Raw genomic sequence first — 11990 nt, forward strand, 5'->3', positions numbered from 1 at the left:
AGGGACGCACCGTGCGCTGGAACACCCTGCTCAAAACCATCTCGCTCCGAACTGCCCTGGTCTGTCTGCTCGTTGCGCCGCTGTCGCTCGTGGCGACCGGTTCGGCGGCCGCCGCCAGCCCGGTCTCCCTGACGAGCGGTTTCTACTCCAACCCCGACTCCGGCCCGGCCGTCTGGGTCCGCAACAACCCCTCCGACTCCCGTGCCGCGCGCATCCAGTCGGCCATCGCCTCCCAGCCGATCGCCCGCTGGTTCGCCAACGAGAGCGCGGGGGTCGGACCGGCCGTGTCCGGCTACGTCGGCGCCGCCGACAGTCACGACAAACTGCCGGTCCTGGTCGCGTACAACATCCCGGGCCGGGACGCGTGCGGCGGCGAGTCGTCCGGCGGCGCGGGCAGCGTGGCCGCCTACCGCACCTGGATCTCCACCTTCGCGGCTGCGGTCGGCACCCACCCCGCCGTGGTCGTCATAGAGCCGGACGCCCTGTCGGACTTCAGCTGCCTGACCAGCACACAGATCAGCGACCGCCTCGCGATGCTCTCCTACGCCACCCAGATGTTCCAGCAGAAGGCACCCAACACCTGGGCCTATCTGGACGCCGGACACACCAACTGGGTCGACCCGGCGACCATGGCGAGCCGACTGAGGTCGGCGGGCGTGGCCAACATCCGCGGCTTCTCCCTGAACGTCTCGAACTTCTACACCACCCCGTCCTCGGAGACCTACGGCAACTCGATCAACTCCGCGCTCGGCGGCGGCTCCCACTTCGCCGTCGACACCAGCCGCAACGGCAACGGCTCCAACGGCGAATGGTGCAATCCGGCCGGGCGCAAACTCGGTGTCACCCCGCGCGTGGGCGGCGCCGAGGACCTGCTGCTGTGGGTCAAGACACCGGGCAACTCCGACGGTCAGTGCGGCATCGCCCCGACGGTCCCCGCCGGACAGTTCAGCCCCGATCTCGCCGTCCGGCTCATCGACGGCACGTGATCGCGGTGTGGGGCGTGGGCCCCTGACAGCCCGCGTCCCACGCCGTCCCGCTCATCAACTCGGCCGCTCCAAGCGGACGTTGTCCTGGGTGCCGTCGGGCCATGTGACAGCCGCGAGGGCGGTGCCGTCACCGTCGTAACAGACCTCCAGCCGTACGGCTTCGGCGGCACCCGGACCCGCGACCACCCCGGAGAGACAGACCAACGCGGCGTAGACCGTGCCCAGTTGGACCTCCGCCGTCGTGGCGAGCCAGGGTGTCGCCGAGTGCGACCCGAAGGCGTTGGCGTCCCGCGCGGTGGCGATGCCCGCCTCGTCGAAACCGCGCAGCCCGACCACCGTGCTGGACACGCCGGTTGGGCTGCCCACCCATGCGGCCGGCTGGGACTCCAGATGCATGCCCGGCGGCTCGGTTGCGGCCAGGCAGTAACCGCCGACCCGCAGCCGCAACGGCTCCCGCACCGGTCCGTCGACCCGCGCGAGCCGTACCTCCAGCGCCCCGTTCAGCACGGACGCCGTCGTGATCCATGGACCGGTACGGAAGGCGGGCGCCGGGTCGTGGGCGTACGGGGCGGGCACCGGGCCGAGCGGCCAGTGCGCGCGATGGCGGGAGACCGCGGTACGCACGCCGAGGTGCAGCCGGGTCAACGGACGGCGGTGGGACGGCCGTTCGTCGGAGTCGAGCAGCGCGATGTGTGAGTCGAGCGGGTCGTTCAAGCTCGCCGCCGTGCTGTCGGGGGCGGTGTGGGAGGCGTAGGCGAGGCGGCTGTAGACCGGGTCGTCCGCCTCGGGGACGGTGCCGTCGCCGAAGGCGTGGTCGCTGCCATGGTTGACGACGCGTACGATCCCGTCCGCGGCCGTGCCGGAGACGAGCCACCCCGGAGCGGTCAACGTCCGCCGTACGTCCCGGGTTTCGATCGGCAGCGTCTCCTCCTTCTCCGTCCACACCGGGTGTTCCGCCGACAACACCAGCCCGGCGAAGCCCTTGCTCGACCAGTACGGTGAGCCGGGACCCGAGTACGGCTGCCTGATCGCCGTGAACTCCCCTTGCCAGCCCAGTGGTTGGAGCCCGCGCCCGTCGAAGCAGCCTGCCTCGGTGAAGTGCCGCAGGACCCCGCTCGCGAGGCGGCGGGTACGGCCCGCCGGCAGGGGAGTGGCGTCGAAGACGGCGCCTGCCCACAGCGGGCAGAGCATCGCGTAGCGGTACGTCAGGGAGCGGCCCTGGTACAGCGGGGCGCCGTCGGCCGCCACCAGGTGCTGGGCGTCGTCCAGGTAGCGGCGCAGCCGGGCGCGGTAGCGGGGGAGCAGTGCGGGGTCCGCGTCGGCGCCGGAGATACGGCAGTACCAGAGCGGGTAGTAGTGCATCGCCCAGCCCGAGTAGTAGTCGAAGTGCCGGAGCGGGCCGCCCGTGCCGCCGCCGTCGGAGTACCAGCCGTCACCCGCGTACCAGGACTCCGTCCGCGCGATCGCGTGGTCGATGTCGGGTGCGCTCCACGGGGCGCCGACCGAGCGCAGGAACGCCGAGGTGATCGCCCTGAACCAGACCCAGTTGTTGTCGGGGACCTCGCTGCCGAGCAGGTCCGTCATCCAGGCGACGATCCGTTGCCGTACACCGTCGTCCAGTCGGTCCCAGATCCAGCGCCGGGTCTCGTGCAGCGCGATCGCCACCGACGCGCACTCCACCTTGGCCTGCCCGCACTCGCGCATGCTCGGCCAGCGCTCGGGGGAGTGCGGGTCGGTGCCTGCGGTCAGGCCCTCGGCGTACCAACCGGCGTGATCGCCAGGGTCGTTGTCGCCGGAGTGGGCCAGGCGGAAGCCGGCGAGCAGGAAGGTGCGGGCGAAGCCTTCGAGGCCGTCGCTGTGTTGGCCGTTGCGGCTGGCGGGGCCGGGCAGGTGGAGCAGAGCGTGCCGGTCGGTGGCGTAGGGGCGGACGGCGGTCAACTGCGCGTCGGCCAGCGCCTCCCAGTGCGTGCGCGTCCAGCCGGTGTACGGGGAGAGGAGCCGGTCCTCCGGTATCAACTGTCCACCTTTCCAAGGGTGTTGAGGCGGGCCGGGGGCGCCACCGACTGCCGTACGACGACGTGCGAGCCGAGCACCACACGGCGGCTCGGCGGATCCATGGGGCGGCGGTGCAGGGCGAGGCGGGTCGCGGAGCGGCCGAGCTCCTGCTGGGGGACGTGCACCGTGGTCAGCCGGGGGTAGAGGTCCTCGGCGAGCGGGATGTCGTCGAAGCCGACCACGGAGAGGTCGTCGGGGACCGAACGGCCCAGGTCGCGGGCGGCGGCGATGGCACCGGCGGCGCTCATGTCGCTGGCGCAGAAGATCGCGGTGGCGTCGGTGTCGGTCAGGAGGCGGCAGGCCGCCTCGTAGCCGGACTCGCGGGTCATGTCGCTCTCGGCGACGAGCGCCGGGTCGGGCTTGACGCCGTGTGCGCGCAGGGCTCGTTCGTACCCTTCGAGGCGCTGGCCCGCCACGCTGAACTCGTGCGGGCCCGCCAGGTGGGCGACCCGGGTGTGACCGGCGGAGAGCAGGTGGCTGGTGGCGGCGAAGGCGCCGCTCTCCATGTCGCACTCCACCACGTCCACCGGCGCCTTGGCGCCGCCCTTCCACGGCCGGGCGCAGAGCACCAAGCGGGCGCCCGCCCGGTCCAACCCCTCGGCGGCGGCCGTGAGTTGGGCGAGGTGCTCCTCGGTCTCGGCCATGCCGCCGACCAGAATGACCGCCTCCGCGCCGCGCTGGCGCATCAGGTCGATCACCGACAGCTCGCGCTCCGGGACGCCCTGGGTGGAACAGACGAGGCAGACCCGGCCGTCGGCGACGGCCTGTTCCTCCACTCCGGAGGCGACGTTCATGAAGAACGGCGAGGTGATGTCGTTGACCACCATCGCCACCATCCCCGAAGCGGTGTTCAGGGAACGGGCGTTGGCGTTGACCACGTAGTCGAGGTCCTGCACGGCCTGCATGACCCGCTCGTGCGTCGCCGGGGGAGCGGTGTACGCCCCGCTGAGAATCCGCGAGACGGTGGCGACGGACACGCCCGCACGCGATGCCACGTCACGGATCGTCGCCCGACCTGCGGAACCCCGACCTTGAGCCATGCTCTGCTTCTCCTCGCCACGGTGAACAGCCGATGTAAGTAACACCGATGAAAAAGTTACACAACTGGCGAGGGATTCTCTACGGCCCGGGTGCAGGTGCCTGTCGGAGTTTCCCCAGCATTGTCAAACCTCTTGACGGCTGTGAGTCGTCCCCATAACGTCCCAGTTCCTGTAACCGGTTAAGTGAACGTTACATGCCTCGGAGGAACACCAGATGACTTCGTCGAACGTCTCAAGACGCGGCCTCCTGCGCACCGCCGCACTCGGCGCCGGCACCCTCGCCCTGGGCGGCGGCCTGAGCGCGTGCGGCTCCGGCTCCCCCTCCTCGTCGGCGGACGCGCTCACCTACTGGGACTGGTACGTCACCCAAGCCCCCTGGGTCGACAAGGAGATCGAGCTCTTCGAGAAGGGCCACAGCGGGGTCGGGGTCAAGAAGACCACCCAACAGAACGCCAAGTACCCGGACTTGGTCGCGCTCGCCAACCGCAGCGGCAACCCGCCGGACGTCTTCATGATCCCGCAGGTCCCCAGCGTCGCCGAGCAGGTCGCCAAGGGCTGGCTGCACCCGCTCGACGAGTGGGCGACCCCGGCATGGCAGTCGCGCTTTCCCGAGGGCACCTTCCTGGAAGGCGCCAACGTCTTTGACGGCAAGGTCTATTCGGCCCCGCTCAAGGGCTCGGGCCCGCAGCTGCAGCTCTACGTCCACCACGGCGTCTTCAAGTCCGCCGGGCTGACGAACCCCGACGGGAGCGTGAAGCTGCCCCGCACCTGGGACGAAGTCACCAGCGCGGCCCAGACGATCACCAAGAAGAGCGGCGGCAAGTCGTACGGCCTCGGCTTCGGCAACGCCGACGGCATCGGTGTCCTCGCCTGGTGGCTGGACCTGTTCGTGCGCGGCGCCGGCGCACCGGGCGGCGCCCCCACCGTGCCCGGCACCGGCATGGACTACCGCGTCGGCAAGTGGACGTTCGGCACCGACCGTGCGTACTCCGACTTCCTGGAGCTGTTCGTCGAATGGAAGAAGCGCGGCTTCTTCCACCCCAACTCCGTGAGCCTGTCCGACGAAGCGGCCCGCGCGTTCTTCGAGCGCGGCAAGTTCGGCATGACCGTCGGGGGCGTGTGGAACCAACCCGAGTGGACCCAGCACAAGTTCACCGACTACAGCCTGGTCACCCTGCCCTCGCCCACCACGACACCGAAGGGCTACTACTACGCCGACCCGGTCGGCAACGGCACCTTCGCCGCGGTCTCCGCCAAGAGCAAGAAGGCCCACGAGGCGTTCCAGTGGCTCGACGCGCTGACGTCCCCCGCCGCCGGACGACGCTGGGTCGAGGACCTCAACGGTGTCTCGGCCCACCCCGCGAACAACAACCCGGACGGTATCGACTCCAAGCCCTTCGCCGCCTTCATCGGCATGACCGAGCAGGTGCTGCGCGGTCCGGTGCCCCTCGTACGCAACCCGGAACTGGCAGGCGTCGCGCCCAGCGTCCCCAAGCCGGACATCAGCGATGTGGTGACCGGTATCTACACCGGTCAAATCAAGGACATCCAGGGTGCGTTGACCAGCCTCGCCGACAAGAAGTTCCAGCTCCAGTCCGAAGCGGTCGCCGCGGTGGCCAAGCAGGGCAAGAAGGTCAGCATGTCCGACTACGTCTTCGCGGACTGGGACCCGACCAAGCCGTACACCACGAAGAAGAAGGCGTGAGCCGTCACCATGTCACTCCTCGACACCTGCGAGCGCAGGCGAGCGTCCCCGACGCCACCACCCGCCGCCGCCCACCCCGGCCTCGGCCGCCGCATCCGCGCCGCCAAGTGGTCGTACCTCTATCTCGCCCCAATGGCCGTACTCCTGCTGGCCTTTGTGGTGTACCCGATCTTCGCCTCCTTCGGCTACACCTTCTACCGCTGGAACGGCATCGGCGCGCCCGGTGACTACGTGGGCCTGGCCAACTTCCGGCAGATCCTGCACGACAGCATCTTCTGGGGCGCGGTCGGGCACACCTTCGTCTACGCCTTCGTGCTCGTCCCGGTGCAACTCCTCCTGGCCTTGGCGCTCGCGCTGGTGCTGAACAACCCGAAGCTCAAGTTCGCGCTGTTCTTCCGGACCGTCTACTTCATCCCGGTCGTCACCTCGGCCGCGGTCGTCGGAGTCGTCATCCAGCTCATGCTCGCCAACTTCGGTGACTCGGCGGGGAGTCTGCTCGCCAAGACCGGAATGACCGACGGGCACATCGACTGGCTCGGCGACCCGCACACCGCCCTGGCCGTGATCATCGCGATCGGCATCTGGCACACCCTCGGTTACAACCTCGTCTACTTCCTCGCCGGACTGCAGACCATCCCGGCCGAGTTGTACGAGGCGGCGAAGCTCGACGGCTGCGGTCCGGTGCAGTCCTTCTTCCGCATCACCATTCCGATGCTGCGCCAAGTCGGCGTCGTCATCGTGGTGTTGGCCTTCATCGGCAGCTTCCAGGTCTTCGACCTGGTGCAGGTCCTCACCGGCGGCGGCCCGTACTTCGCCACCGAGGTCGTCAACACCTACATCTACCACCTGGCCTTCGGCGGCTCGGCCGGCGCCGCCGCCCAGCCCGACATCGGCCTGGCCTCCGCCGCCTCGTTCCTCTACGGGCTGCTGCTCATCGTCTTCTCCGCGCTGCAGGTCCTCGCCCTGCGCGGGATCAGCCGACGGCGCACGGCCGCCAACCAGTAAAGGGTCACGTCGATGTCCACACTGTCCCAACGTCCTCGCCCGCGAACGTGGTTGAGCCTGCGCCAAGGCCGACGCGGGCTGCTCTACCTCGCACTGCTCGGCGGCGGCCTCATCTGGCTCTACCCGTTCCTGTGGGCGCTCGGCAGTTCGCTCAAGAGCACCGACGGCTTCTTCTCCGGCGGGCTCAACCCGATCCCGTCCGAGTTCCACTGGTCCAACTACAGCGAGGCCTGGACACAGGCGGACTTCAGCCGGTTCTTCGTCAACACGGTCCTGTTCGCGACCGGCACGGTCATCGTGACGCTGCTCGCCACCTCCATGGCGGGCTACGTCCTGGCCCGCACCGACTTCCCCGGCAAGAAGATCTGGCTGGGCCTGGTCGGGGTGACGCTCTTCCTGCCGCACGGCTACACGATCATCCCCGTCTTCGACCTGATCCAGCGGCTCCATCTCCTCAACACCCTCTGGTCGGTGGTCATCGTCCAGTCGGCGGGCGGGATGGTCTTCGGGACCTTCCTCTTCATGGGCTACTTCACGACGATCGACCGGGGCCTTGAGGACGCGGCCCGCGTGGACGGCGCGAACTTCCACCAGATCTTCTGGCGGATCATGCTCCCGCTGTCCGGACCGATGCTGGCGACCGTCGGCCTGTTCGCCTGCATCAACGCCTGGAACAGCTTCTTCATCCCGCTGGTCTTCACCCTCTCCCGCCCCGAACTGCACACCCTGTCGGTGGGCATGTTCAACTTCATCGGCCAGAACTCCACCGCGTGGACCCTGGTGTGCGCGGGGTCGGTCATCACGCTGCTGCCCATCGTCCTGATCTTCGTCGTGCTGCAGCGGTTCTTCATCAACGGGCTGGCGGGCGCGGTCAAGCAGTAGCGAGGAACGGCCTCCGTGTCATCCGCCACCGTCCAGGTCGACGCGCTGCCGCAGCACCCGCAGTTCGTGGCCGACGATCTCCATCTCGTACAGCTTGCCGCGCGCGTTCTCGAACGGGCGGTGGAGGATCATCGTCAACTGCCCCTCGAACGTGTGGAACAGCATGCCGTGACCGCTGTCGTTCCGGAGCAGCGGTCGCTGTTGCTGCCAAGGCCCCTTGATCTCCCCGGACTTGGAGACGGCGCAGGTCTGGACGTAGCCACCGGTGAGGGTGCCGTCCGCGCCGAGCACGTTCTTCTCGTACGTCGACCACAGCATGAGCAGCGACCCGTCGGGGGTGCGGTACAACTGTGGTCCGTCCGTGACGTAGGGCGGGAGTTGGTGCGGTACACCGGCGGGGATCTCCTCGCCGATCCAGGGCGCGTCCGAGGCCTTGAAGAGGAAGACGGGGTCTCCGATCGTCCCGGTCAGGTCCGGGGCCAGCCGGATCGCCTCCATCGTGCCGTCCACGGTCTGCAGCCACTCGTGCGCGTACACCATCCACGGCTGCCCGGACGGGTCGACGTACAGCGTGCCGTCCAGGGTCATGAGGTGTTCGGGCGGGGTGGGGCGCGCGGGGTCGACCGAAGTGAAGGGGCCCAGCAGGGAATCGGACACGGCCGTGATGGTGCCGCGCCGGTGGTTCGCGAGCTGGAACGGCGTTCCCCACCGGCCGGTCGGTGGCACCGCGAGCGGGCTGTTCTCGTCGTGCAGCGTGGTGAACAGGTGGTACCTGCCGTCCCATGCGTGCACCTCCGGTGCCCAACCACCGTCGCTCGCCCACAGCTTGGTCTGTTCCGTCGCCAGGAAAACCACTTTGGGGCGCGTCCAGTCGTGCAGGTCACGGCTGCGGTAGACCATCGTACCGACGCCCTCCACGCCCGACACCGAAGGGTCGTTGGACGTATAGAGGTGATAGGTGCGGGTCGCGTCGTCGGCGACGACGAACGGATCGTGCAACGGCATGTCGGGAAGCCGCATCGGCCCACTCGGTGCATCGGTCGCCATGGTGTCACCGTAGGGCCCGCGAACCCCGTGCGCATCACAGCTGTTGGGGGAAAAACGCTTGGACCGCACGGGCGTCGGCGCGGGACACTGCCACTTCCGGCCTGCCCTTTCACCGGGCTGCCGTACGACTTCACGGGGTGGAAGATGGGATCGCCTGAATCGCGCGAGGCCGGGTCGCGCAGGGGCTCGGTGTTGCTCGCTCTTCGTTACTACGGCCGGGAGTTGGCCCGGCTCCGCCGGTGGACCGCGCCCGCCACACTGCTGCCCGCGGTGGGCAACATCGGCATCAACTACATCGCGCCGCTGATCGTCGCCAAGCTCGTCGGCCGTATCGCCGGCGACGCGGGCATCAGCGTCGGCACGACACTGCCGTACGTCCTCGGATTCGCCGGAGTCCTGCTGTTCGCAGAGGTGTTGTGGCGGCTCGGGCTGCACTGTCTGAACCGGCTGGACGCGCTCGGCATCGAGCACCTGTATGTGATCGGCATGGACGAACTGTTCGCCAAGGACGCCGCGTTCTTCCACGAGAACTTCGCCGGATCCCTGACCAAGCGGGTGCTGAGCTTCGCCTCCCGCTTCGAGGAGTTCGTCGACACGATGACCTTCCAGGTCGTCGGCAGCCTGGTGCCGCTGCTGTTCGGCTCGGTCGTGCTGTGGCGCTACGAACCGCTGCTCGTCGTAGGGCTGTTGGTGATGATCGCGCTCACCGCCCTGGTCGTGGCACCCCTCATCCGGCGCCGTCAGGCACTCGTCGACCAGCGCGAGGAGGCCATCGCCCGGGTGTCCGGCCATGTCGCCGACAGCCTGATGAACATGGACACGGTCCGCGCGTTCGCCGCCGAGGAACGCGAGGCCGCCGAACACCGCTCCCGCGTCGCACTGTCGAGGCGGCTCACGCTCCGCTCCTGGGACTACGGCAACCTGCGCATCGACACCCTCGTCGCGCCACTCTCCGTACTCACCAACGCACTTGGCCTGCTTCTCGCGGTGGCGCTCGGCGGGGGCGAGCACGGTGTCGAGGCGGTCGTGGTCGCCTTCACGTACTACTCCAACGCGACCCGGATCATGTTCGAGTTCAACCAGATCTACCGGCGGCTGGAAAGCTCGATGACCGAGGCCGCCCAGTTCACCGAACTGCTGCTGGCCTCGCCCACCGTGCTCGACCCGGACACTCCGGAACCGCTGCTCTCCCGCGCCGCCGACGTCCGCTTCGAGAACGTGACCTTCGCCCACGCGGGCGCCGACACCCTCTTCGACGGGCTCGAACTGGCCGTGCCCAGCGGGACGAAGATCGGCCTCGTGGGCCGGTCCGGCGGCGGCAAGACCACGCTCAGCCGGCTGCTGCTGCGGATGACGGACATCGACTCCGGCCGCATCCTGATCGGCGGTCAGGACATCAGCAGGCTGCGCCAGGCCGACCTGCGCGGCCTGATCGCCTACGTACCGCAGGACCCGGCGATGTTCCACCGCACCCTGCGGGAGAACATCGCGTTCGCCCGGCCCGACGCCACCGAGGCCGAGGTCCGCCGGGCGGCCGAGGCGGCGCACGTCACCGAGTTCGCCGACGCGCTGCCGGAAGGCTTCGACACGATGGTGGGGGAGCGCGGGATCAAGCTCTCCGGGGGACAGCGCCAGCGCGTCGCCCTGGCCCGGGCGATCCTGCGTGACGCCCCGATCCTGCTGCTCGACGAGGCCACCAGCGCCCTCGACTCCGAGAGCGAGGTCCTCGTCCAGGAGGCGCTGTGGCGGCTCATGGAGGGGCGGACGGCACTCGTCGTCGCGCACCGGCTGAGCACGGTCGCCGGCATGGACCGGCTCGTGGTCCTCGACCGCGGCCGGATCATCGAACAGGGCACGCACCAGGAGCTGTTGGCGGCCGAGGGCGCCTACGCGAAGCTGTGGCAGCACCAGTCGGGCGGCTTCCTCGACGAGAGTCCGGAGCGCGCCGCCGACCTGCGCTGAACTCCGGCCCGGTGGGCGGCCCTTGTCACTTGGTGAACCGGTCGAGCAGAGCGTCCAGCCCGTCCGTCAGGCCCTTCGGTCCTCCCCGTTCGGCGAGTGCGCCGGCGGTCTCCCGCAGCCGGGGGAGTTCCTGCGGCGGCATTCGGTGCAGGCCGAGACGGAACGAGGGATCCTGTTCCTCCGGGCTGTCGACCATGGCCTGCAGTTCCATCGACACATAGCCCAGCACCCAGGCGGTGAAGGCGCGGAAGACGGCGGCGGACCGGGTCTCGCCGAACCCGGCGTCCCGCAGCAGGGCGATCACCCTCTCGTGCTGCCGCAGCACGGCCGGCGGGCGCCGGGCCAGCGGAACGGCCAGCATGCGGGTGGCAAGCAGCGGCACCACCTGGGGATGGGCCATGCACACGTCGTACGTAGCCAGCGCGATCCGGTGCAACTCGGTGCGCCATTTCGGCGCCTCGGCACCGGTGGCGAGGCGTTCCTGCAGCTCCAGGTAGAGCGCTTCGACCAAACCGTCCAGCAGGGCGTCCTTGCTCGCCGCATACCGGTACAGCGCCATCGCCTCGACACCGAGCTCGGCACCCAGCCGCCGCATGCTCAGCGCCGACAGGCCCTCCCGGTCGACCAGCTCCAGGGCGCTGGCCAGTACCCGCTCCCGGCTCAGCCGGCCGTACCGGCCGCGGTCGCCGGCCCGGCGCGCCGGACCCGCCCCGGCCCGGTCGTCCTTGTTCTGTGCGCTCGCCCGCTCCTTGGCCATGCCCCGCCTCCACCTGGTGTTCCGTGCCGGTGCCACTCGTGTTGACTCTATGCACCTACGGGAGCAAGGTGTACGTATACGGTGTAAATATACGCCATTCGGACGTACGGCAGTGTGGACTGCCCCGCACGTCGTCACGCCCCCAGCAGCGCGGAACCGGGGAGCGAGCCATGACAGTCCACCGGATGAGGCCCCGGCAGGAACCGGTCGGTCACGCCCGGCCCGGCGTCGACGGAGTGTCCCTGGCCGCCGTGCACGCCGGAGAGCCGGACGTGCCCTTCGCCGTGACTCGGATCAGCCCTGAGGCCCGACGGGCGGCGCAGCGTGTGCTCGCTTCCGGCTGGGTGACCACGGGCCCGGAGACGGAACTCTTCGAGCACGAGTTCGCGGCGTACGTCGGCGCCGGGCACGCGGTCGCGGTGAGTTCGTGCACGGCGGCCCTGGAACTCGCGCTGCGTGCACTGCGGCTGCCGCCCGGTGGCGCGGTCCTCGTGCCGGACGTGACGTTCTGCGGCGCTGCCCAGGCGGTGCTGCACGCCGGGCTGCGGCCG

10 protein-coding genes are annotated in these 11990 nt (G+C 69.5%); 6 read left to right on the forward strand and 4 right to left on the reverse strand.

Annotation, left to right across the window (positions count from 1 at the left end; translation table 11 throughout):
• Positions 1-11: 11 nt before the first annotated feature.
• Entirely contained in the window at positions 12-986 is a 975-nt protein-coding gene (locus tag R6V09_RS08105; protein ID WP_317880665.1) for a glycoside hydrolase family 6 protein, read from the forward strand.
• A gap of 54 nt (positions 987-1040) precedes the next feature.
• On the opposite strand, the gene R6V09_RS08110 is transcribed toward R6V09_RS08105, so the two are convergent.
• Positions 1041-3002, reverse strand: coding sequence for a DUF2264 domain-containing protein (locus R6V09_RS08110; protein WP_317880666.1), 1962 nt, complete (start codon positions 3000-3002; stop codon positions 1041-1043).
• Positions 2999-4036: a LacI family DNA-binding transcriptional regulator gene (locus tag R6V09_RS08115; protein WP_317880667.1), complete on the reverse strand. Its 1038-nt coding sequence runs from the start codon at positions 4034-4036 to the stop codon at positions 2999-3001. The genes R6V09_RS08110 and R6V09_RS08115 overlap by 4 nt, the downstream gene beginning before the upstream one ends.
• 259 nt (positions 4037-4295) lie before the next feature.
• On the opposite strand from R6V09_RS08115, the gene R6V09_RS08120 reads away from it, so the two are divergent.
• Genes R6V09_RS08120 through R6V09_RS08130 form a run of 3 tightly spaced genes read left to right on the forward strand, consistent with a single transcriptional unit; the run spans position 4296 to position 7673 of the window.
• Complete coding sequence (locus R6V09_RS08120; protein ID WP_317880668.1) at positions 4296-5786, forward strand: ABC transporter substrate-binding protein; 1491 nt, start codon at positions 4296-4298, stop codon at positions 5784-5786.
• A gap of 9 nt (positions 5787-5795) precedes the next feature.
• Positions 5796-6791: a carbohydrate ABC transporter permease gene (locus tag R6V09_RS08125; protein WP_317880669.1), complete on the forward strand. Its 996-nt coding sequence runs from the start codon at positions 5796-5798 to the stop codon at positions 6789-6791.
• A 51-nt stretch (positions 6792-6842) separates the two neighbouring features.
• Positions 6843-7673 carry a carbohydrate ABC transporter permease gene (locus R6V09_RS08130; RefSeq protein ID WP_317880670.1) on the forward strand — a complete coding sequence of 277 codons (831 nt, stop codon included), beginning with the start codon at positions 6843-6845 and terminating at the stop codon, positions 7671-7673.
• A gap of 18 nt (positions 7674-7691) precedes the next feature.
• Here the strand turns inward: R6V09_RS08130 and R6V09_RS08135 are convergent, their stop codons facing one another.
• A complete protein-coding gene (locus R6V09_RS08135) occupies positions 7692-8720 on the reverse strand; it encodes a glycoside hydrolase family 43 protein (RefSeq protein WP_317880671.1) in 1029 nt (342 codons plus the stop codon).
• 144 nt (positions 8721-8864) lie between these two features.
• Here R6V09_RS08135 and R6V09_RS08140 point away from each other — a divergent pair, with 144 nt between their 5' ends.
• Positions 8865-10682: an ABC transporter ATP-binding protein gene (locus R6V09_RS08140; RefSeq protein ID WP_317880672.1), complete on the forward strand. Its 1818-nt coding sequence runs from the start codon at positions 8865-8867 to the stop codon at positions 10680-10682.
• 25 nt (positions 10683-10707) lie between these two features.
• Here R6V09_RS08140 and R6V09_RS08145 read toward each other — a convergent pair whose 3' ends face one another.
• Positions 10708-11439, reverse strand: coding sequence for a TetR/AcrR family transcriptional regulator (locus R6V09_RS08145; RefSeq protein ID WP_317880673.1), 732 nt, complete (start codon positions 11437-11439; stop codon positions 10708-10710).
• Positions 11440-11609: 170 nt separating this feature from the next.
• On the opposite strand from R6V09_RS08145, the gene R6V09_RS08150 reads away from it, so the two are divergent.
• Positions 11610-11990 (forward strand): aminotransferase class I/II-fold pyridoxal phosphate-dependent enzyme (locus tag R6V09_RS08150; protein ID WP_317880674.1); only part of this gene is annotated, 381 nt, incomplete at its 3' end.

This window comes from Streptomyces sp. W16, assembly GCF_033194735.1.
Taxonomy (GTDB): domain Bacteria; phylum Actinomycetota; class Actinomycetes; order Streptomycetales; family Streptomycetaceae; genus Streptomyces.

What these genes read in the sequence shown, in the direction of transcription:
- R6V09_RS08120 (WP_317880668.1), top strand. Translation starts at nt 4,296, where the DNA reads ATGACTTCGTCGAACGTCTCAAGACGCGGCCTCCTGCGCACCGCCGCA.
- R6V09_RS08125 (WP_317880669.1), top strand. Translation starts at nt 5,796, where the DNA reads ATGTCACTCCTCGACACCTGCGAGCGCAGGCGAGCGTCCCCGACGCCA.
- R6V09_RS08135 (WP_317880671.1), bottom strand. Translation starts at nt 8,720, where the DNA reads ATGGCGACCGATGCACCGAGTGGGCCGATGCGGCTTCCCGACATGCCG.
- R6V09_RS08140 (WP_317880672.1), top strand. Translation starts at nt 8,865, where the DNA reads ATGGGATCGCCTGAATCGCGCGAGGCCGGGTCGCGCAGGGGCTCGGTG.
- R6V09_RS08145 (WP_317880673.1), bottom strand. Translation starts at nt 11,439, where the DNA reads ATGGCCAAGGAGCGGGCGAGCGCACAGAACAAGGACGACCGGGCCGGG.